This is a genomic window from Microbacterium sp. (assembly GCF_051860965.1).
Taxonomy (GTDB): Bacteria; Actinomycetota; Actinomycetes; order Actinomycetales; family Microbacteriaceae; genus Microbacterium.
Window position 1 is genome coordinate 358,856 of the sequence record NZ_JBIMKU010000001.1, and the last position, 19,962, is coordinate 378,817.

Annotated in this window: 19 protein-coding genes; 7 read left to right on the plus strand and 12 right to left on the minus strand. The window is 68.4% G+C overall.

What is annotated here, in order from left to right:
• The first annotated feature begins 178 nt into the window (after positions 1-178).
• From ACTIFV_RS01595 to ACTIFV_RS01605, 3 genes are read left to right on the plus strand one after another with little or no spacing between them, the layout of a single operon-like run.
• The gene (locus ACTIFV_RS01595; protein WP_439591055.1) at positions 179-853 is read left to right on the plus strand and encodes a GAP family protein; all 675 of its coding nucleotides are present in this window, start codon (positions 179-181) and stop codon (positions 851-853) included.
• A 23-nt stretch (positions 854-876) separates the two neighbouring features.
• Entirely contained in the window at positions 877-1,311 is a 435-nt protein-coding gene (locus tag ACTIFV_RS01600; protein WP_439591056.1) for a DUF6325 family protein, read from the plus strand.
• A gap of 1 nt (position 1,312) precedes the next feature.
• On the plus strand, positions 1,313-1,660 hold the full coding sequence (locus tag ACTIFV_RS01605) for an SHOCT domain-containing protein (protein WP_439591057.1): 348 nt from the start codon (positions 1,313-1,315) through the stop codon (positions 1,658-1,660).
• Between the two features lie 53 nt (positions 1,661-1,713).
• Here the strand turns inward: ACTIFV_RS01605 and ACTIFV_RS01610 are convergent, their stop codons facing one another.
• The gene (locus tag ACTIFV_RS01610) at positions 1,714-3,825 is read right to left on the minus strand and encodes an ABC transporter ATP-binding protein (RefSeq protein ID WP_439591058.1); all 2,112 of its coding nucleotides are present in this window, start codon (positions 3,823-3,825) and stop codon (positions 1,714-1,716) included.
• Complete coding sequence (locus tag ACTIFV_RS01615; RefSeq protein ID WP_439591059.1) at positions 3,822-5,549, minus strand: ABC transporter ATP-binding protein; 1,728 nt, start codon at positions 5,547-5,549, stop codon at positions 3,822-3,824. The genes ACTIFV_RS01610 and ACTIFV_RS01615 overlap by 4 nt, the downstream gene beginning before the upstream one ends.
• A gap of 175 nt (positions 5,550-5,724) precedes the next feature.
• Between ACTIFV_RS01615 and ACTIFV_RS01620 the strand changes: the two genes are divergently transcribed.
• Positions 5,725-6,618 carry a formylglycine-generating enzyme family protein gene (locus ACTIFV_RS01620; RefSeq protein WP_439591381.1) on the plus strand — a complete coding sequence of 298 codons (894 nt, stop codon included), beginning with the start codon at positions 5,725-5,727 and terminating at the stop codon, positions 6,616-6,618.
• A 5-nt stretch (positions 6,619-6,623) separates the two neighbouring features.
• On the opposite strand, the gene ACTIFV_RS01625 is transcribed toward ACTIFV_RS01620, so the two are convergent.
• The 4 genes from ACTIFV_RS01625 to ACTIFV_RS01640 are packed head-to-tail and all read right to left on the minus strand — an operon-like array spanning position 6,624 to position 11,027.
• Positions 6,624-7,709 carry an AI-2E family transporter gene (locus tag ACTIFV_RS01625; RefSeq protein ID WP_439591060.1) on the minus strand — a complete coding sequence of 362 codons (1,086 nt, stop codon included), beginning with the start codon at positions 7,707-7,709 and terminating at the stop codon, positions 6,624-6,626.
• A gap of 58 nt (positions 7,710-7,767) precedes the next feature.
• Entirely contained in the window at positions 7,768-9,096 is a 1,329-nt protein-coding gene (locus ACTIFV_RS01630; RefSeq protein ID WP_439591061.1) for a DUF1254 domain-containing protein, read from the minus strand.
• A 60-nt stretch (positions 9,097-9,156) separates the two neighbouring features.
• Positions 9,157-9,906, minus strand: a complete 750-nt coding sequence (locus ACTIFV_RS01635) for a potassium channel family protein (RefSeq protein ID WP_439591062.1) — start codon at positions 9,904-9,906, stop codon at positions 9,157-9,159.
• A 50-nt stretch (positions 9,907-9,956) separates the two neighbouring features.
• On the minus strand, positions 9,957-11,027 hold the full coding sequence (locus ACTIFV_RS01640) for a DUF998 domain-containing protein (RefSeq protein ID WP_439591063.1): 1,071 nt from the start codon (positions 11,025-11,027) through the stop codon (positions 9,957-9,959).
• Positions 11,028-11,084: 57 nt separating this feature from the next.
• Between ACTIFV_RS01640 and ACTIFV_RS01645 the strand changes: the two genes are divergently transcribed.
• Positions 11,085-12,464: a DUF2252 domain-containing protein gene (locus tag ACTIFV_RS01645; protein WP_439591064.1), complete on the plus strand. Its 1,380-nt coding sequence runs from the start codon at positions 11,085-11,087 to the stop codon at positions 12,462-12,464.
• Here the strand turns inward: ACTIFV_RS01645 and ACTIFV_RS01650 are convergent.
• Genes ACTIFV_RS01650 through dnaK form a run of 5 tightly spaced genes read right to left on the minus strand, consistent with a single transcriptional unit; the run spans position 12,446 to position 16,844 of the window.
• Positions 12,446-12,859: an MmcQ/YjbR family DNA-binding protein gene (locus ACTIFV_RS01650; RefSeq protein WP_439591065.1), complete on the minus strand. Its 414-nt coding sequence runs from the start codon at positions 12,857-12,859 to the stop codon at positions 12,446-12,448. The two genes, ACTIFV_RS01645 and ACTIFV_RS01650, sit on opposite strands and share 19 nt — an antisense overlap.
• 39 nt (positions 12,860-12,898) lie before the next feature.
• Positions 12,899-13,369, minus strand: a complete 471-nt coding sequence (locus ACTIFV_RS01655) for a heat shock protein transcriptional repressor HspR (RefSeq protein WP_439591066.1) — start codon at positions 13,367-13,369, stop codon at positions 12,899-12,901.
• Between the two features lie 23 nt (positions 13,370-13,392).
• Entirely contained in the window at positions 13,393-14,379 is a 987-nt protein-coding gene (locus tag ACTIFV_RS01660; RefSeq protein ID WP_439591067.1) for a DnaJ C-terminal domain-containing protein, read from the minus strand.
• Positions 14,380-14,382: 3 nt separating this feature from the next.
• On the minus strand, positions 14,383-14,970 hold the full coding sequence (locus tag ACTIFV_RS01665) for a nucleotide exchange factor GrpE (RefSeq protein WP_439591068.1): 588 nt from the start codon (positions 14,968-14,970) through the stop codon (positions 14,383-14,385).
• A gap of 2 nt (positions 14,971-14,972) precedes the next feature.
• A complete protein-coding gene (gene dnaK / locus ACTIFV_RS01670; RefSeq protein WP_439591069.1) occupies positions 14,973-16,844 on the minus strand; it encodes a molecular chaperone DnaK in 1,872 nt (623 codons plus the stop codon).
• 284 nt (positions 16,845-17,128) lie between these two features.
• On the opposite strand from dnaK, the gene ACTIFV_RS01675 reads away from it, so the two are divergent.
• A complete protein-coding gene (locus ACTIFV_RS01675) occupies positions 17,129-17,704 on the plus strand; it encodes a GNAT family N-acetyltransferase (protein WP_439591070.1) in 576 nt (191 codons plus the stop codon).
• Between the two features lie 155 nt (positions 17,705-17,859).
• Complete coding sequence (locus tag ACTIFV_RS01680) at positions 17,860-19,305, plus strand: MFS transporter (RefSeq protein WP_439591071.1); 1,446 nt, start codon at positions 17,860-17,862, stop codon at positions 19,303-19,305.
• Here ACTIFV_RS01680 and ACTIFV_RS01685 read toward each other — a convergent pair.
• Positions 19,296-19,850, minus strand: coding sequence for a MarR family winged helix-turn-helix transcriptional regulator (locus tag ACTIFV_RS01685; protein ID WP_439591072.1), 555 nt, complete (start codon positions 19,848-19,850; stop codon positions 19,296-19,298). The genes ACTIFV_RS01680 and ACTIFV_RS01685 overlap by 10 nt on opposite strands.
• Between the last annotated feature and the right edge of the window lie 112 nt (positions 19,851-19,962).

Here is a 19,962-nt window from a genome sequence, read left to right on the forward strand (position 1 = left end):
ATCGAACCTCTCCTCGGAGTACGCCTGCACGCTAACCCGCAGCTCGACGAGGGCTCGTCACCCGCCCGGGATGACTTCGCCCTCGCCTCTGTCGGCGCAGTTCAGGCCCGCGCTAGCCTCGGGCGAGGATCGCCGAGCCGTCGAGACCACGCGGAGCAGGAGCGAGGAGACCCCCGTCATGGGCGCTGTCATCGGGCAGGTGCTTCCCCTCGCGCTCGGCGTGGCGATCAGCCCGATTCCGATCATCGCCGCGATCCTCATGCTGCTCTCGCCGCGGGCGCGCGTGACGAGCGTCGGTTTCCTGCTCGGCTGGATCGTCGGGATCATCGCGGCCGTCACGGTCTTCACGCTGCTCTCGTCCACGGTGACGCCGACCGCGGATCCGGATGCCTCGAACCCCGTGCAGGGCGTCGTGCAGCTCATCCTGGGGGCGCTGCTGATCGTGATGGCTGCAGGTCGATGGCGCAGACGTCCGAAGGAGGACGAAGAGCCCGACTTGCCGAAATGGACGAAGGCGATCGACGGCATGGGGTTCGCCACGGCGCTCGGGCTGGCGTTCCTTCTGTCGGCGATCAATCCGAAGAACCTGCTCCTCGCCGCGGGCGCGGGCGTCGACATCGGCTCGGCTGACCTCACAGTCGCCGAGGTCATCGTCGTCATCGCGATCTTCACCGTGATCGCGGCATCCACCGTCCTCGTGCCCGTCGTCGGCTACCTTCTCGCGTCCACCAAGCTGCGGGGACCGCTCGACGAGCTGAAGGGGTGGCTCGAGCGCGAGAACACCGTCATCATGGCGGTGCTGCTGTTGTTCATCGGCGTCTCGCTGATCGGCAAGGGCATCGGAAGCTTCTGAACCCCGTCAACGAAAGGATCACCATGGCCGAATTCCGTTACGGCCCCGTCGAGCTCTACCTCGTCGGGTTCGAAGGCGATCGCCCCGACCCGGGCGTTCTGGGCGCCCTCGCCGATCTCGTCGAAGGCCGGCTCTTCCGCCTGCTCGACCTCGTGATCGTCTCCAAGTCCGACGACGGCGACATCGACATCGTCGAGATCGAGGACGGCGACATCGTCGAAGGGCTCGGCGACATCGAACTCGCCGAACTCGGCATCGCCGGCGAAGAGGACATCATCGAGCTCGCCGAGCTCGTCCCACCCGGCGGATCGGCGATCATCGTCGCGCTCGAGCTGCTCTTCGCCCGCACCCTGGCCGAGAAGATCGCCGCCTCCGGCGCCGTCGTCCTGAGCGCGGAGCGCATCCCCGCACCCATCGTCAACGCGGTGCTCGACGCCGCACAGTCCGAAGGAGAATGACATGATCCGTCGCATCGGCCGCCCCGGCCTCATCGGCCTCGCCGCTCGCACCGCCGTCGTCGCGGGCACCGCGACCGCTGTCTCGGGGGCGATGCAGAACAACCAGCAGAAGAAGGCGCAGGCACAGTACGAGCAGGAGCAGTACCAGGCCGCGCAGCAGCAGGCGCAGATCGATGCCGCCGCTCAGGCCGCTGCCGCTCAGTACGCTCCCCCGCCGGCCGCGGCTCCCACCGCTCCCGCCGGAGGCGTCGACATCGTCGCGGAGCTGCAGAAACTCGGTTCGCTCAAAGAAGCGGGCATCCTCACCGATGAGGAGTTCACCGCAGCGAAGGCGAAGCTGCTCGGCTGAGAGCGCACAGAAGCGGCGGGAGAGGGATGCCTCGCCCGCCGCTTCTGCGTACGTCAATCGATCCGCGGACCGGGCGCCGGAGGGATCACGCCGGCTTCGAGGGCTTCGACGGTCTCGACGACCGGGACCGTGCCCGTCGCCGTGCTCGACCCCTCGACCAGGGCGGCCTCGGCGTCGAGGTCCGTCGCCGCCTGCTCGAACTGCGACTGGTACAGGCGCCAGTAGGCGCCGTGCGCGGTGATGAGCTCTTCGTGCGTGCCCTTCTCGACGATGTCGCCGTGCTCCATCACGAGGATGAGGTCGGCGTCGCGGATCGTCGAGAGACGGTGCGCGATGACGAACGACGTCCGGCCCTCGCGCAGCAGGTTCATCGCCTGCTGCAGCAGCAGCTCGGTGCGCGTGTCGACCGACGAGGTCGCCTCATCGAGGATCAGCACCGAGGGCTGAGCGATGAACGCGCGCGCGATCGTGATCAGCTGCTTCTCGCCCGCAGAGACGTTGGACGCCTCTTCGTCGAGCACGGTGTCGTAGCCGTCGGGCAGGGAGTGCACGAATCGGTCGACGCGGGTCGCCGTCGCGGCCTCGATGATCTCCTCGTCCGTCGCCGACTCGCGACCGTACCGGATGTTGTCGCGGATGGTGCCGGCGAACAGCCAGGGGTCCTGCAGCACCATGCCCGTGCGCGAGCGGACGTCATCTCGCGTGAGCTCGGCGATGTCCTGCCCGTCGAGGAGGATCCGACCGCCGTCGAGCTCGTAGAACCGCATGATGAGGTTCACGAGCGTCGTCTTGCCCGCTCCGGTCGGCCCGACGATCGCGACCGTCTGCCCGGGTTCGACCCGGAACGACAGGTCGGTGATGAGGGGACGCTCCGGCGTGTACGAGAACTTGACGTGCTCGAACTCGATGACGCCGTCGCCGTCGACCGGCTGCGGAGCATCGGGGGCATCCGGGTCCTGCTCCTCGGCATCCAGCAGTTCGAAGACGCGCTCGGCCGAGGCGACGCCCGACTGCACGACGGCGGCCATGCCGCCCAGCTGCGACAGCGGCTGGGTGAACTGCTGCGAGTACTGGATGAACGCCTGCACGTCACCGAGCCGCAGCTGGCCGCCGGCGACCATGACCCCGCCGAGCACCGCGATGCCGACGTAGGTGAGGTTTCCGATGAACGTCATGCCCGGCATGATGATGTTCGAGAGGAACTGGGCGCGGAAGCTCGCCTGGTAGAGCTCTTCGTTCTCGATCTGGAACTTCTCTCGAGAATCCGCCTCGCGGCCGTAGACCTTGACGAGCGCGTGACCCGAGAAGGACTCCTCGACGCGGGCGTTCAGAAGACCCACCTTGCGCCACTGGATGCCGAAGGCCTTCTGGGACTTGGGCCCGATGACGCCGAAGATGACGCCCATGAGCGGGAGCGACACGAGAGCGACGAGCGCGAGCTGCCACGAGATCGAGAACATCATGAACAGCACGCCGACGACCGTCAGCACCGACGTGAGCGCCGACGACAGAGACTGCTGCATCGTCTGCGTGATGTTGTCGATGTCGTTCGTCACGCGCGAGATGAGGTCGCCGCGCTTCACGCGGTCGAAGTACGACAGCGGGAGGCGGTTGATCTTCTCCTCAACGTCCTGACGCAGGCGCCACATCGTGCGCACCATGATCACGTTGATGACGTAACCCTGCACCCAGCTCAGCAGCGAAGAGACGACGTAGATCGCGAGGACCGCGACGATGACCATGCGCAGCGCGTCGAAGTCGACGCCCTGACCCACGACGAGTCCGTCCATCGCACCGATGATGTTGGCGAAGTCGGTCTGCCCGGCAGCTTCGAGAGCCGCCACCACATCGGCCTGAGACGTGCCCGCGGGGAAGCTCTGAGCGAGCATGAGCGAGGCGGCGCCCTGGAAGATGATGTTGGTCGCCTCACCCAGGATCTTGGGGGCGATGACGGCGAGGACGACGCCGATCGCACCCAGGATCGAGACGATCGTGAAGGCGACGGCGTGCGGCTTCAGCAGCCCGATCAGGCGGCCGAAGCTCTTGCCGAAGTCCGCCGCCTTGCCCGGCTTGACGCTGTCCCAGTCGCCCGAGCTCTGCCGTGCCTGCTCCGCGAGTTCGAGTTCGAGCTGTTCTTCTTCGCTGATGACGTTCGGAGTGCTCATGCCTGCACCGCCAGCTGCGAATCGACGATCTCCCGGTAGGTCGGACTCGACGCGATCAGCTCCTCATGAGTGCCGACGCCGACCATGTGGCCGTCCTCGAGCACCACGATGCGATCCGCCTCGGTGATCGTCGACACCCGCTGGGCGACGACGATCTTCGTGACACGCGGGAGCTCGCGCCACAGCGCTTGCCTCAGCCGGGCGTCCGTCGTGAGGTCGAGAGCCGAGAACGAGTCGTCGAACACCAGGATGTCGGGCTGATGCACGATCGCGCGCGCGATCGCCAGACGCTGCCGCTGCCCGCCCGACACGTTGGTTCCGCCCTGTGCGATCCGCGCGTCGAGGCCACCCTCCATCTGCTCGACGAAGTCTTTGCCCTGTGCGATCTCGAGGGCCTTCCACAGCTCTTCGTCGGTCGCCTCCTCCCGCCCGAACCGAAGGTTCGAGGCGACGGTTCCCGAGAAGAGGAAGGGTCGCTGCGGAACGAGCCCGATGCCTTTCCACAGCAGGTCGAGATCTGCTTCGCGCACGTCGACGCCACCGATGAGAACTGCTCCGCCGGTGACGTCGAACAGACGCGGGATCAGCGACACGAGGGTGGTCTTGCCAGAACCGGTCGAACCGACGATGGCGACCGTCTCACCCGGCGCGGCGTCGAATGAGATCCCCTGAAGCACGGGCGACTCGGCGCCCGGATAGGTGAACTCCGCGTCGTCGAACCGCACCGCACCGCGGGCCGGGAAGTCGGTCACAGGATGCTCGGCGCGCACGAGCGTCGACTCGCTCGCGAGCACCTCGCCGATGCGCTCGGCCGAGACGGCGGCGCGCGGGATCATGATCACCATGAAGCTCGCCATGAGCACGCCCATGAGGATCTGGGCGATGTACTGCATGAAGGCGAAGAGGGTTCCGATCTCGATGCTGCCCTCGTTCACCTCGATGCCGCCGAACCAGATCACACCGACGATCGTGACGTTCAGCACGAGCATCGCGAGCGGGAAGAGCAGCACGAAGAGCGACCCGACCTTGCGGCCGACCACCATGATGTCGGTGTTGGCAGCGCCGAAGCGCTCCTCCTCGATGTCCTCACGCACGAACGCGCGCACGACCCGCACGCCCGTGAGCTGCTCGCGCAGCACACGGTTGACGGCGTCCAGCTTCTTCTGGAACTGACGGAACAGCGGCACCATGCGGCTGACGATCAGCAGCACCATGACGAGGAGCACGGGAACCGCGACCGCGATGAGCCAGCCCAGGCCGAGGTCCTGTCGGAGGGCCATGATCACGCCGCCGATCGCCAGCAGCGGGGCGGTGACGAGCATCGTCGAGCCCATCATCGCGAGCATCTGCACCTGCTGCACGTCGTTCGTGTTGCGCGTGATGAGCGAGCCGGGGCCGAACGCCGATACCTCGCGCTCGGAGAAGGCGCTCACCTTCTCGTAGATGTCTCGACGGATGTCGCGTCCGGCCGCCATCGACGCGCGCGCCGCGAAGTAGGTGGCGATGATCGCCGCGACGATCTGCCCGAGCGAGATCGCGAGCATCAGCGCACCGGTCGACCAGATGTAGCCGACATCGCCCTGCGAGACGCCCTGGTCGATGATGTCGGCGTTGAGCCGCGGCAGATAGAGCGTCGCGACCGCCGAGACCACCTGGAACACCAGCAGCGCGGCGAGCAGCCATTTGTACGGCTTGAGGTAGCGGAAGAGGAGTTTTCCGAGCACGGTCTCTCCAGAGGTGAGGTGAAGTGGCGCGCCGAAGAGGGGGGAGCACGAAGGGCCCCCTGAAATGCGCTCGTTCAGGGTACGTCCACGTGCCGACATCCCTCCATTCCCGGCGCTACGCCCTGAGCGAATCGGCGGGGCTACGGTTGGGCGTATGGGCGGACCCGGGCGCGACATGGTGCTCATCGACGCGGGCATCCTGCGCATGGGGTCGGAGGACTTCTATCCCGACGAGCGGCCCGTCCACGAACGCCGACTCGCAGCCTTCGAGATCGACCGGTACGAGGTGACGAACGAGGACTACGCACGCTTCGTCGACGACACCGGCTACGTGACGGTCGCCGAGCGCGAGCTCGATCCCGCGGCGTTCCCTGGCGCCGATCCGGCCGACCTCGTCCCCGGCGCGATGGTCTTCACACCGACGAGCGGACCTGTGGACCTCGACGACTGGCGCGCATGGTGGCGCTGGCAGCCCGGAGCCTTCTGGCGTCGGCCCGCCGGGCCCGACTCATCGATCGACGGGCTGCTGCGGCATCCCGTCGTCCACATCGCCTACGAGGATGCCGTGGCCCACGCGGAATGGGCGGGCGGACGCCTCCCGACCGAGGCGGAGCACGAGTACGCCGCTCGCGGCGGACTCGTGGGCGCCCTGTTCGCGTGGGGCGACGAGCCGTACCCGGGCGGGATCGCTCAGGCGAACTCGTGGCTCGGGCGCTTCCCCTACGACAACCGCGGCGTCGGCGGGACGGCGCCGGTCGGGTCGTACCCCGCGAACGGCTACGGCCTCTTCGACATGACCGGCAACGTGTGGGAGTGGACGAGCGACTTCTACACGCCGCGCCACCTGCGGCTGTCCGATAAGGCGGTGGATGCCGGCAAGCGCGCGAACCTGCTCGCCGCCGCGAGCGCGCAGGAGGGCTTCCCCGCGATCCCGCGCCGCGTGCTCAAGGGCGGCTCGCACCTGTGCTCGCCCGAGTACTGCCTGCGCTTCCGGCCAGCCGCGCGATCACCTCAGGCCGAGGACACCGGGATGTCGCACATCGGCTTCCGCCTCGCGCGCGACGTGTGAGGCGATCAGAGCAGCGGATCGGGAGAACGCGCGGCCGCGGCATCCCCCGACAGCCATCTCAGCCATCTCTTGCCGGGATCGCCCTCGAGGATCAGCGCCCGCACGAACAGCGTCAGGGGGATCGAGAGGATCGCGCCGAGGGGTCCGATGATGAAGGTCCAGAAGATGACGGAGAAGAAGCTCAGCGTGAGACTCAGGTCGACGGCGTCGCTGACGAACTTCGGCTGGATGAGCACCTGCAGCGTGACGTTGACGACGCAGTAGATCGCGATGACGACGAGCATCATGGGCCACCCGCCGACGACCAGCGCGAGCAGGGCGGGCGGGATGAGCCCGAGCACGAAGCCGATGTTCGGCACGAAGTTCGTGACGAACGCGAGGATCGCCCACACGACGGGCGCAGGCACTCCGAGAGCCCACAGCGCGAGGCCGTCGATGATCGCGACGATCGCGCCGAAGATCGCATTCACGACGTAGTACCGCCGGACCCCGGTGTTGAACACCTGGAACCTGCGGACCGTGCTGCGGATCGAGGCGCCGAAGGATGCCTCGGCCCGCGCGTATCGCGCGCCGTCGGCCGCCATGAAGATGACGTACGCGAGGACGAAGAAGAAGGCCGTGAGCACATTCAGGACGGTGCCACCGAGGGACGCCGCGAACGACGCGATCGTCTCGGGCTTCAGGAGCGCACCCGTCGCATCGGCCGCCTGGTCGTCGAGGCCTACGGACTGCAGCCACGCGACGACCGCGTGAGCGGTCGCCTGCAGCTCGTCGGAGTAGTCGGCGACGAGCTTCACGAACTGCGTGCCCGCGAACCACAGCAGGGCGACCATCACGGCGAGGATCAGGTACGCGAGCACGATGACGGCGGTCGTCGCGGTCCAGGACGGCCAGCCCCGCCGTTCCAGCGGATGCCGCAGCGGATGACAGATGATGACGATGACCGCGGCCAGCGCGAGCGGGCCGACGAGCTCGCGGGCGAAGGAGAGCCCGGCGAGCGCGATGACGGCTGCGGCGAGCCCGAGCAGCACGCGCAACGTCGGAGACAGTGCGGGCGGCGCTGCGGGGGCCGGCTGCGGGACGCGCTTCACGACGTCAGGCTATCGGCGCGACCCCCGTACCGCCCCGGCGGCGCGCGACGCCCGGATGTCAGCGCACCGCAACGGGCGGCGGCGCCCACGTGCCGTTGAGCACGGAGGGCTTGGGCGAGTAGAGCCGCATGATGATGCGCAGCGGTCCGGCGGGCGCGGGCAGCCAGTTCGCTGTTCCGTCCCCGCCCGGGTCGGTCGGTCCGTAGTACATGTCGAGCGATCCGTCGGCGTTGTAGTGCAGCGGATCGCGATCGCCGAGGGCGAAGCGGTTGAGCGGGTTGGGCGCCTGGAAGCTGTCGTGGTCGTACATCGTGACCGACCAGAACGCGTTCACCGGCGGCAGGTCGGATGCCTCGAAGTGCTGGACGTAGTCGTTCTCCCCCACGACGGGAGCTCCCGCGGCATCCTCCACCAGGATCGGATAGACGGCGTCCTCGGGCGGATTCGCACCGAGCCCGACCATCGTGACGATCGCGCGTTTGAGGTAGTAGTTGCCGTAGACGCCCATCGTGTCGGTGTTGAGGCCCCACCCGTTGGCGACGCGTGCCAGGCTGTTGAGGCGGCTGAGCTGGAGCTGCAGCGCGGCCTTCGCGCCGGCTTCGAGGGCGGCCGTCTGGTCCGCGTCGAAGCGCGACGCGTCGAACTCCTCGCCGGGCACGATCCCGATGTCCTTCAGTCGCGCGAGCATGGAGAAGTCGGTCGGGTGCGGCGGGTACTGCGCCATGAGTCGCGACGCGTAGCCGAAGAAGTCCACGGCCGAGAGCGCGTTGACGGCTGCGAGCGGGTCCGCCGTGTGGTCGAAGGATGCCGGAGCCACCGACGTGCGCACGGCGTGCGACGGCTCGCCGCCGTCGACACGCGCGAGCTTCAGGCCGTCCTGGAAGACGTGCACCGCGTCGTAGTCGGAGGGACCGTTCGTCTGCGTACGCCCGATCATCCACAGGACCGAGGTCGGCGCGTGGATGACGTCGGCGTCCGCGGGCAGCGCGCCGTCCCACCCGGGCGGCACGATCACATGACGGGATGCTCCGGTGCCGGTCGTCCGCTTGCCGGGAACGGCGAAGGCATCCGTCCACATGTCGAGGAACGGGAGCAGGTAGTACCGCCCGCCGCTGTCGGGCACGTCGAGCACGAGCGGGCCGTCCGAGAGATCGAGCCACGCGCTCGAGTAGAGCGTGTCGAAGTTCGGCGCGACGACGGCGCGGAAGTCGCCCGGTGGGAAGGCGCGCACATGCCCGAGAGTGTTCGGCGCGGCGTGGCCGAGGGCGCCGGGACGCGTCGTATCCGTCAGCTGGAGCCGTGTGGCATCCATCGTCACGAGTGAGTAGAAGTACGAGTACGCCTCTTCGGCGAGTTCGGTCAGGTCGTCCAGGCTGGGCGTCGTCATGAGATCACCCTGCCTCCGCGGCTCCGCGGCGACGTCACCCGTCCGGGGCGATATCGCCCCCTACTCGGATGCCGCGTCGGAATCCTGCTCGGACCTCTTCTTCCGGCGCAGGTGCAGCATCGGCACCGGGAGCTCGGCCTGCGGGTCCTTCGCGACCCGCTCGTACACCAGCGACGACATCGTCGCGACGATGAGTCCGACGAGCACGACTCCGCCCGCCATCAGCACCACCGCGGCGACGCGCCCGGGCGCGGTGACCGGCACGTAGTCGCCGTAGCCCACCGTCGTCACGGTGCAGAACGCCCACCAGACGGAGTCGCCGTAGGTCTTGATCGTCGCGCCCGGCGCGTGCCGCTCGAACTGCAGCACGATGAGGGAGATGTACCAGATGAGCAGGAGCGCCGAGCCGATGCCGTAGATCAGCAGCTTGGCTCGCAGGTTGGACGCGGCTGACCGGCCGAACACGCGCGTGAAGGTGTCGAGCAGCCGCACGGGCCGGATCGCCGGGACGACCACCATCGACAGCGCGGCGAGATGCGAGCGGAACCACGCCGACCGCGGGTTCGCGAGCATGAGCCGCCCGAGGTAGTCGACGAGGAACAGCAGCCAGACAGCACCGATGATGGTGGTCGTCGCCGTCGCGGCCGTGCCGCTGAGGTCGCCGACCACGTGGATCGTGTAGGTGATCAGGAACAGGATCGCCGCGACCGTGAGGGGCCAGTACATGATCTGCGACCACCGGTGAGTGGCCGCCGTCTCCCCCGGCTTCAGGGGGAACTCGGCCTGCTCCGCCGGTCGCGCATCGGTCATGCTCGCACTTTAGCCGCGGCGCAGCGTCGTCGTCCGCAGGCCTGCCGTCGTCACACGGCGCCGCCGGTGTCCTGCTGCAGGGCGGCGGCGTTGCGGATGAAGAGGATGATCCACGCGAAGATCAGGATGCCGGCGACGAGCTCGACGGCGGTCAGGGTGTAGTAGCCGACCGCGAAGAACACCGCGAGCACGACGATCACCGCCGTGAAGATCCATCCGAGCACGATGAACGCGCGCGGCAGGTCGGGAATCCAGATGTGCAGCCGGAAGACGAGGATGCCGAAGGCGACCACCATGCCCGATGCGACCGCCGTGTGGATGGCGAAGAACCGGTCGACGGGGAACACCCCCACGAGCCCCAGGAAGATGCCCACGACGATGAGGCAGATCCGCACGCGCGCGAGGCCGTGGGGGTTGGGGGTCGGGATGCCGCGCACGGTGTACCGGGCGAGGGTCGTGACGATGATGCCCGCGACGATGAGCGCCAGATTGAACGTCATCGCCGACAGATCGTTCGTCATGCCCAGCGCACTCAGATTGTCTTTCCACCAGTTCGGGTCGCCCGCCGTCAGCATGCTCGCGATCACGCCCTCGGTCAGGAAGACCGCGAGCACGACGGCGAGCAGCTGCAGGTCCATGTGCGTCGCGGAGTAGAACACGACGTAGCCCGTCACCGCCGCGACCGCGCCCGACAGGATGACGACCGGGAGCGCGAAGACCTCGGCGCCGATGAAGCCCCGCTCGAGGATGACCGCGAGGAGCGTCCACGTCAGAAGCGCGATGATCGCGTGTGCGAACGCGAGGGCGGCGATGTCGACGACGTCCAGCCAGTGGAGCCTGCCCCCTGTGCCGACCAGCAGCCGCCCGGCGACGAAGGCGAGGATCGCGACGACCGCGGAGGCGATCGCCGCGTACTGCCCGACGGACCCCGGTCCCGAGATCGGTGCGTCCTGGAACCGGAAGACGATGAGCGAGACGACGCCGGAGAGGACGAAGGATGCCGCGCCGGCGCCCAGCGCGAGAGTCTCGAGCGATCGCTCCCCCGCCACGTCGGCATCGCCCGATGCGGCGGCGAGAACGCGGGATTCCCGGCGCGACGCGGGAGCAGAGGGTGATATCACGGGGTGAGATTAGCGCTCCCCGGTGTCCGGCGGCGAGACCTGCGCCAGGATGTCGACATGAGCGACACGACGCAGAACGCCTTCGAGGCTTCGTGGGCGATGCCGCCCACCGTCGCCGAGCGCATGGCCGAGGGCCGGGCCGCGCGCCAGCGGGTACCGCGCAGCGCACTCTCGCGCCTGACCGTCGGTGAGCGCGACCCCCTCGGCATCCTCGACCGTCAGAACTCCACGCGCGTGCCGGAGCTCGTCCCGCTGCGCATGGAGCGCATGGCCGCGAGCCCCTTCGCGTTCTATCGGGGCACAGCCGCGCTGCAAGCGGCCGACCTCGCCGAGGATCCGCACAGCGGCATCCTCGTCCCCTCCTGCGGTGACGCGCACGTCGCGAACTTCGGCTTCTACGCATCGCCCCAGCGCACCCTGGCGTTCGACCTGAACGACTTCGACGAAGCCGCATGGGCCCCCTGGGAGTGGGACGTCAAGCGGCTGGTGACGAGCATCGTGATCGGCGGGCAGGCGACGTCGCGCGACGACGACGTCGTGATGGATGCCGCGCTCGCCGCCGTGCGCACGTACGCGCGCTCGATGGCGGCGACGGCGAAGCAGAGCCCTCTCACCCGCTTCTTCGAGCACTTCGACGTCACCGCGATCGCGCAGAGCGCCGACAGCGAGACGCGTGCCGTGCTGCGCGAGGCGATCCGCGACGCCGAGAAGCGCACCGGCGATCGTGCGACGAAGAAGCTCACCGAGACGCTGCCGAGCGGGCGGAAGGTGTTCATCGAGCAGCCGCCGACGATGGTGCACGGGACTGCCGAAGTCGAGGCGCGCCTGCGCGACAACGTGCGCGCGTACGCGATGTCGGCGAACGTCGACATCCGGATGCTGCTGACCAACTACACGGTGTCGGACATCGCTCGACGCGTCGTCGGGGTCGGGAGCGTCGGCACGCTGTGCACGCTCGTGCTCATGCAGGACGGCGAGGGCAACGCGCTCATCCTGCAGGGCAAGGAGGCGGGGCGCAGCGTGCTCGAGGAGTACGGCGGCATCGAGCAGCCCGCGGCACTCGTCGACCACGTCGCGCAGTACGGCGAGGGGGGTCGCGTCGTCGCGCTGCAGCGCATCCTGCAAGCGGTCTCGGACCCCTTCCTCGGACACCTCCAGGCTTACCAGGGCGACTTCTACGTGCGGCAGTTCCACGACATGAAGGGCGGCATCGAGACCGAGGAGCTCGACGACCGGCCGTTCCGGGTCTATGCCGAGTCATGCGCGGCGACGCTGGCGCGGGCGCACTCGCAGTCTGCGAACGCGGCGGTGGTCGCGGGGTACATCGGCAACGGCCGCGTGGTCGGCGAAGCGCTGCTCGAGTGGGCGATCGCGTACGCGGCGCTGTCGCGCAAGGACTACGACGCGTTCGTCGCGGCTCAGTCCCCGAGCCCCTGAGCCGCGAGCCAGTCTCTGGCGAGACGCTTGGGGGCTTTGACGATCCAGGCATCGGTGATGACCTCGCGCAGCTGTTCGACACCGATCGCGTCGAGGCGCAGCAGCACGGCGGGGAACCCGTCGAAGTGCGGGATCGTGAAGAACACGTCGGGGAAGGATGCCAGGAGCGCCTCCTTCTCGTCATTCCCGTCGGTGCGCACCGCTGCCGTCGGGCCGTCCGGCCACTCCCGCCCGATCTTCTCGAGGGCAGCCAGATCGCTCTTGCGCGGCCCGCGCTCCCAGACGAAGCCCCCGTTCTTCGTGCGCCACATCGCCCCGCCGCCGTGGCCTTCGATCGCCTCGTGCGTCTCGGGCAGACTCAGCGCGATCGCGCGGACGTCGTCGAAGGTCGCCATCGACCCAGTGTGACGGGCAGCGCCAGCGCGCACCATGGGTCAGCCCTCCTGGTCGACCTCGGCGCTCGCGTCGGGCGCGGGCAGCTGACGGCGCGGGCGCCACACGACGAGTTCGGTCGCGCGGCGGACACGCGTGCCGTGGCGCATCGAGACGACGGCGCCCGACGGGCCGGCTGCGAAGACGCGCGCACCCGGACGTCGCTCGAGTTCGTCGCGCACCCGCGTCTCGAGCTCGTGCACGCGGCCGTGCAACTCGCGCACGCGGTTCTCGAGATCGAGGATCCGCGCGATCGCGGGGAGGCCGATACCCTCGCTCGACATGCGGGCGACCTCGCGCAGCTGCTCGACGTGGCGAAGCGAATATCGACGCGAACCACCCTGCGTGCGGTTCGCCACGACGAGGCCCAGGCGGTCGTACTGGCGGAGCGTCTGCGGATGCATGCCCGAGAGCTCGGCAGCCACCGCGATCGCGAAGATCGGGGCGTTCTCGTCGATGTCGTCGTCACTCATGCATCCACCTCCTGCCTATCGTCCTAGCCGCGGGCCTTCGACATGAGGTCGGCGCGCGGATTCTCCTTCGGCTCGAGATCGTGGAACCTCTGCAGAGCCTCTCGTGCGTCGTCGTCGAGGTGCGACGGCACCGCGACCTGCACTTCGGCGAGGAGGTCGCCCGTGCCCTTGGACGTCTCGACCCCGCGACCCTTGACCCGCAGCACACGGCCCGAAGGGGTGCCCGGCGCCACGCGCAGCTTGACCGGATCGCCGCCGAGCGTCGGCACCTCGATCGTCGCGCCGAGCGCCGCCTCGGTGAACGTCACCGGCACCACGACGCGCAGGTTGAGTCCCTCGCGCGTGAAGACGGGATGCGGGCGCACCGCCACCTGCACGACGATGTCACCGGTCTCGCCGCCGTCGGGCGAAGGGCGACCGCGACCGCGGAGGCGGATCTTCTGGCCGTCCGACACCCCTGCCGGGATCTTGACCTTGAACGGCTTGCCATCCTCGCCCTGGAGGGTGATCGTCTCGCCCTTGGTCGCCGTGACGAAGTCGATCGTCGTCCGGGCCGTGACATCGGCCCCGCGGGTCGGACCGCCGTAGCCGCGGAATCCGCCCGTCGACTGCCCGAACCGGCCCGAGCCGAAGCCGCCCTGCTGTCCGAACATCGAGAAGATGTCCTCGAAGTCCTGCGGATCCTGGCGGCCGCCGCCGCGCTGACCGAACCGCGAGAAGACGTCCTCGAAGCCGCCGGCGCCCTGGCCGCTCGCCGTGAACCGCGCGTTGCCTGCGCCCATCGCCCTGATCTGGTCGTACTCCGCGCGCTGCTCGGAGTCGCTCAACACCGAGTACGCCTCGCTGACCTCCTTGAACTTCGCTTCGGCCGCCGCGTCTCCCTGATTGGAGTCGGGGTGGTACTTGCGGGCGAGCTTGCGATAGGTCTTCTTGAGATCGGCGTCGGAGATGTCCTTCGAGACGCCGAGCACCTTGTAGAAGTCCTTGTCGAACCAGTCCTGACTGGCCATCGCCTACTCCCCCGGGACCGCGACGACGACCTTTGCGGGACGAAGCTCGATGGCACCCAGGCGGTAGCCGACCTCGACGACCTCGAGGATCGTCGACTCGGTCGTACCGGGCGTCGGGACCTGGAAGATCGCCTCGTGCTGCTGCGGGTCGAACGTCTCTCCCGCGGCGCCGTAGGCCGTGACGCCCAAGCGCTCGGCGACGGCACGGACCTTCTCGGCGATCGCTGCGAAAGGCGTGCCGTCGATCAGGTCGCCGTGCTTCTGAGCGCGGTCGAGGTCGTCGAGCACGGGCACGAGGCTCGTGGCCGCAGCGCCCTTCGCGCGCTCGATCTCGACCTGACGCTGCTCCTCGGTGCGGCGGCGGTAGTTCGCGTACTCGGCCGTCAGCCGCTTGAGGTCGGCGAGGTATCCGGCCGCCTCGGGCGGCAGGTCGACCGCGTCGTCGCCGACGATCGCCTCGTCGGTCTGCGCGGCACCCAGGATGTCGTCGACGGTCAGTTCGTCCTCCTGCGACGCGGGGTCGGAGACATTCGTCTCCGACCCCTCGTCGTCCGGACGGACCTCGTCGTTGTCGAAGTCCTTGTCGGTCATGATTACTTCTTGTCCTCGTCCTCGTCCTCGACGACCTCGGCGTCGATGACATCCTCTTCGGGGTTCGGCACCTCGCCGTTGCCCGGGTCGGTCACCGTCGGGTCGCCGGGCTCGCCGGCCGCCTGGCTGGAGGCGTAGATCGCCTCGCCGAGCTTGCCCTGGCTCTGGTTGAGCTTGTCGAACGCGTTCTTCACCGCGTCGTCGTCGTCACCTGCGAGCGCCGTCTTGAGCGCATCCACGTCGGCCTGCACCTCGGACTTGACGTCAGCGGGGAGCTTGTCGTCGTTGTCCTTGATGAGCTTCTCGATCGAGTACGAGAGGGTCTCGGCCTGGTTGCGGACCTCAGCGGCCTCACGGCGCTTCTTGTCGTCGGCCGCGTTCTCCTCGGCCTCGCGCACCATGCGCTCGATGTCCTCCTTGGGCAGCGACGAACCGCCGGTGATGGTCATCGACTGCTCCTTGCCGGTGCCCTTGTCCTTCGCCGACACGTGGACGATGCCGTTCGCGTCGATGTCGAACGTGACCTCGACCTGCGGGATGCCGCGGGGCGCCGGTGCGATGCCGGTGAGCTCGAAGGTTCCGAGGGGCTTGTTGTCGCGCGTGAAGTCGCGCTCGCCCTGGAAGACCTGGATGGCCACCGACGGCTGGTTGTCATCGGCCGTCGTGAAGGTCTCGGAGCGCTTGGTCGGGATGGCGGTGTTGCGCTCGATGAGCTTCGTCATGATGCCGCCCTTCGTCTCGATGCCGAGGCTCAGGGGGGTCACGTCGATGAGCAGGACGTCCTTGCGCTCGCCCTTGAGGACACCCGCCTGCAGCGCGGCGCCGACGGCGACGACCTCGTCCGGGTTCACGCCCTTGTTGGGCTCCTTGCCGGCCTCGCGATTGACGAGCTCCGACACGGCGGGCATGCGCGTGGATCCTCCGACGAGCACGACGTGGTCGATGTCGCCGACCTTGATGCCGGCTTCGCGGATGACGTCCTCGAAGGGCTTCTTGGTGCGGTCGAGGAGATCCTTCGTGAGCTCTTCGAACTTGGCGCGCGTGATCGTCTCGGACAGCGACACGGGGCCGCTGTCGGTCAGCGAGAGGTAGGGGAGGTTGACGGACGTCGAGGTCGACGACGACAGCTCCTTCTTCGCCTGCTCCGCGGCCTCCTTGAGGCGCTGCAGGGCGATCTTGTCACCCGAGACGTCGACGCCCGTGGTGTCCTTGAACTGCTTGATGAAGTAGTCGACGAGACGCTGGTCCCAGTCGTCGCCGCCCAGGCGGTTGTCGCCCGCGGTCGAGCGCACCTGGATGGTCGAGAAGTCGTCGTCCTTGCCCACTTCGAGCAGCGAGACGTCGAAGGTACCGCCACCGAGGTCGAAGACGAGGATCAGCTCGTCCTCCTTGCCGCGGTCGAGTCCGTACGCGAGGGCCGCGGCGGTGGGCTCGTTGATGATGCGGAGCACGTTGAGGCCCGCGATCTCACCGGCCTCCTTCGTGGCCTGACGCTCGGCGTCGTTGAAGTAGGCGGGCACCGTGATGACGGCATCCGTCACACTGTCGCCGAGGTACTGCTCGGCGTCGCGCTTGAGCTTCTGCAGGATGCGCGCCGAGATCTCCTGCGGCGTGTACTGCTTGCCGTCGATCGACTGCGTCTTCCAGTCGGTGCCCATGTGGCGCTTGACGGACGAGATCGTGCGGTCGACGTTGGTGACGGCCTGACGCTTCGCGGTCTCGCCGACGAGCACCTCGCCGTCCTTCGTGTAGGCGACGACCGACGGGGTCGTGCGGAAGCCCTCGGCGTTGGCGATGACCTTGGGCTCGCCGCCCTCGAGGACGCTGACGACGGAGTTGGTGGTTCCGAGGTCGATTCCCACTGCACGTGGCATGTGTTTCTCCTTCTGTGTGGGCGGAGCGGATGCCCCGGCCCGAGGTTTCTCGAATGAAGTCGTGGGGCGACTCAAGGGGTTGAGCCGCGATGACTCAACCTTAGAACAGGGAGACGAATGGTGTCAAATCAAAGTTGATAGAGAACGACTCAAGTTCGATCAGTGCTCTCCCACGGAGTGCGCGAGCGTCTGCAGCCCCACGACGACGAGCCCGCGCCGCCGGCCGAGGCTCTCGTCGGACATGCGGAGAGCCTAGTGGCGCACGGACGGGGCAAGATGGAGCCGTGACCCTCCCCTGGGACTTCGCACCCCTCCACGGCGAGCGCGTGACGCTCGACCTGCTGCGACCCGACGACCTCGAGCCGCTGTACGCGATGCAGTCCGATCCCGACGTCTGCAGGTACCTCCTCTACGAGGCGAGGTCGCGCGAGAAGGTCGTCGAGGTGCTGGCTCGGGATGCCGCCGCCACCCGCCTGGCCGAGGTCGGCGACTACCTCCAGCCGGCCATCCGCGACGAGCACGGCCGCTTCGTGGGCACGATGTACTTCCACCTCACGAGCGTCGACGACCGCACCGCCGAGATCGGCTGGATCCTCGCGCCGCACGCGCAGGGCAACGGCTACGCCTCCGAAGCCGCGCGACTTCTTCTGGCGCTCGGCTTCGACACTCTCGGACTCCACCGCGTCTACGCCGAGCTGGATCCTCGGAACGAAGCATCCGTCGCCCTCTGCCGTCGCCTGGGGATGCGCCACGAGTCCGCCATCCTCGAGCACATGTGGCTCAAGGGAGAGTGGACCGACACGGGCGGCTACGGGATCCTCGAGCGCGAATGGGCCGCGCGACGGAGTCCGGCCGGTTGACTCAGCGCCGCGCTTCTGCGCTGCAGCGCTGATCATCGGCGCCCAGATCGATTCGGCTAGCCTGAGCACGCGGCGCGACGAGGCGTCGCATCCACTCCCGGTCCTCGCCGAGTCGATGCACCGATAGTTCACCGAAGGGCTCTACCGTGACGAGCATGGGACCCGAACCGACCTCCTCCGAGCCTCCGATCTTCAAGGCGCCGCCTGCCCCGCCGACCACCGCGAACGCGGCGGCGCTCGGGGCGATCGCCGGCGTCTACCAGGACACGGGTTCCGAAGCGCCGGTCCCCCGCAAGCAGGTCGTCTCGTGGGCGTTCTGGGACTGGGCGACGCAGCCGTTCAACTCCGTCATCCTCACATTCGTCTTCGCATCGCTCTATCTCGTGTCCGACAGCTTCCTGCCGGCCGACATCGCCGCGCTCCCCGAGAACGACGCGGTCAAGGAGCGTGCTCTCGCCGAGCTGTCCAGCGGCTACGGACTCGCCACGACGGTCGCCGGCATCCTGATCCTGCTCCTCGCGCCGGTTCTCGGGCAGACGGCCGATCGGTCGGGCGGGCGCAAGCGCTGGCTCTTCGCCTTCACGATGCTGCTCGCGCTCGCGCAGTTCGCGCTCTTCTTCACCTTCGCCGACCCCACCTTCTTCTGGTACGGCGCGATCGTGCTCGCTCTCGGCGCCGTCATCAGCGAGATCGCGGGCGTCAACTACAACGCCATGCTCGTGCAGGTGGCGACGCCGAAGACGATCGGCAAGGTCAGCGGTCTGGGCTGGGGCCTCGGCTACATCGGCGGAATCGTCGCCTTGACGATCGTCATCGCCCTGACGTTCGCCGACTGGTTCGGCCTCGACACCTCGAACGGCCTCGCCTATCGGCTCATCGCTGCGGGATGCGCCGTGTGGACGATCCTCTTCTCCATCCCCATCTTCCTCAATGTCCCCTCTCTGCCCGCGCCGCCGCAGAAGGAGAGGATCGGGTTCTTCCGCAGCTACGCCGTGCTGATCAACGACATCGTGGCGCTCTACAAGGTGCACCGGCCGACGTTCTGGTTCCTGTTCGCGAGCGCCGTCTACCGCGACGGACTCGCCGGCGTCTTCGCGTTCGGCGGCATCCTCGCCTCCGTCGCGTTCCACTTCACGACGAACGAGGTGCTCATCTTCGCGATCGCCGCCAACGTCGTCGCGGGCATCTCGACGATCCTGGCCGGTCGCCTGGACGACCGCTTCGGCGCCCGCTCGGTCATCATCGCGGCACTGTCCGGCCTGGTGCTCATGGCGATCCTCGTGTTCGCCCTCGCCGGAGTCGGCACGATCGTGTTCTGGGTGGGCGGGCTCATCCTCTCCGCGTGCGTCGGGCCCGCTCAGGCGGCATCGCGATCGCTCCTCGCGCGGGTGACCCCCGAGGGGATGCAGGGCGAGATCTTCGGTCTCTATGCGACGACGGGCCGTGTGGCGAGCTTCATGGCGCCCGCGCTGTGGACGCTCTTCATCGTCTGGTTCGGATCGACGATCTACGGCGTGCTCGGCATCGCGATCGTGCTGCTGGTCGGTCTTGTGCTGCTGCTGCTCGTGAAGTTCCCGCCGCGCAGGCCCGTTCAGTCCTGAGGCCAGGCGTCTGAGAGCTTGGTCAGGAGCCGGGCGAGCTCGGCGCGCTCGGCATCGGTGAAGCCCTCGAGCGCGGTGGCGACGGCATCCCTCCGCTCCCCGCGGAAGCGACGGGCGATCATGGCGCCCTGCTCGGTGAGCGCGACGCGCGTGCGGCGCGCGTCGTCGGGGTCGGCTTCGCGCTGCACGAGGCCGAGCTCGACGCCCTGCTGAACGAGCCGCGACGCGCGCGGCTGGTCGACCCCGATGGCCTCGGCGATCTCGCCGACCGAGAGCGGGGTGGATGCCGAGGCCAGCGCCTCGAGCAGGCGCAGTCGCGCGGGACCACCGCCGCCACGGACTCCGGCGAGCCACGGAGGCGTGCCGGTCGCGTGACCGTGGTGACCGCGGCCGCCGTGGACGTTCCCACCGTGATGCGGTCCGCCGCGCCCGAACGGATGCTCTCCGGGCGGTCCCCACGGAGGGCGCGGTCCGCGGCGACCCCGCAGTCGGGCGAGGGCCGCGGCGATCGCGTCGCTCGCGTCGGAGTTCGAGGCATCCGGCATGCCTCCAATTTACATGCGACTTGACATGTAACAAAGAAGCATGTCACACTACATATGCATGCATATTTACATGTTTCACCTGAGCGGCCTCGTAGAGCGGCTCCCCGAAAGG

What these genes read in the sequence shown, in the direction of transcription:
- ACTIFV_RS01595 (WP_439591055.1), top strand. Translation starts at nt 179, where the DNA reads ATGGGCGCTGTCATCGGGCAGGTGCTTCCCCTCGCGCTCGGCGTGGCG.
- ACTIFV_RS01600 (WP_439591056.1), top strand. Translation starts at nt 877, where the DNA reads ATGGCCGAATTCCGTTACGGCCCCGTCGAGCTCTACCTCGTCGGGTTC.
- ACTIFV_RS01605 (WP_439591057.1), top strand. Translation starts at nt 1,313, where the DNA reads ATGATCCGTCGCATCGGCCGCCCCGGCCTCATCGGCCTCGCCGCTCGC.
- ACTIFV_RS01610 (WP_439591058.1), bottom strand. Translation starts at nt 3,825, where the DNA reads ATGAGCACTCCGAACGTCATCAGCGAAGAAGAACAGCTCGAACTCGAA.
- ACTIFV_RS01620 (WP_439591381.1), top strand. Translation starts at nt 5,725, where the DNA reads ATGGTGCTCATCGACGCGGGCATCCTGCGCATGGGGTCGGAGGACTTC.
- ACTIFV_RS01630 (WP_439591061.1), bottom strand. Translation starts at nt 9,096, where the DNA reads ATGACGACGCCCAGCCTGGACGACCTGACCGAACTCGCCGAAGAGGCG.
- ACTIFV_RS01635 (WP_439591062.1), bottom strand. Translation starts at nt 9,906, where the DNA reads ATGACCGATGCGCGACCGGCGGAGCAGGCCGAGTTCCCCCTGAAGCCG.
- ACTIFV_RS01645 (WP_439591064.1), top strand. Translation starts at nt 11,085, where the DNA reads ATGAGCGACACGACGCAGAACGCCTTCGAGGCTTCGTGGGCGATGCCG.
- ACTIFV_RS01650 (WP_439591065.1), bottom strand. Translation starts at nt 12,859, where the DNA reads ATGGCGACCTTCGACGACGTCCGCGCGATCGCGCTGAGTCTGCCCGAG.
- ACTIFV_RS01655 (WP_439591066.1), bottom strand. Translation starts at nt 13,369, where the DNA reads ATGAGTGACGACGACATCGACGAGAACGCCCCGATCTTCGCGATCGCG.
- ACTIFV_RS01660 (WP_439591067.1), bottom strand. Translation starts at nt 14,379, where the DNA reads ATGGCCAGTCAGGACTGGTTCGACAAGGACTTCTACAAGGTGCTCGGC.
- ACTIFV_RS01665 (WP_439591068.1), bottom strand. Translation starts at nt 14,970, where the DNA reads ATGACCGACAAGGACTTCGACAACGACGAGGTCCGTCCGGACGACGAG.
- dnaK (WP_439591069.1), bottom strand. Translation starts at nt 16,844, where the DNA reads ATGCCACGTGCAGTGGGAATCGACCTCGGAACCACCAACTCCGTCGTC.
- ACTIFV_RS01680 (WP_439591071.1), top strand. Translation starts at nt 17,860, where the DNA reads ATGGGACCCGAACCGACCTCCTCCGAGCCTCCGATCTTCAAGGCGCCG.
- ACTIFV_RS01685 (WP_439591072.1), bottom strand. Translation starts at nt 19,850, where the DNA reads ATGCCGGATGCCTCGAACTCCGACGCGAGCGACGCGATCGCCGCGGCC.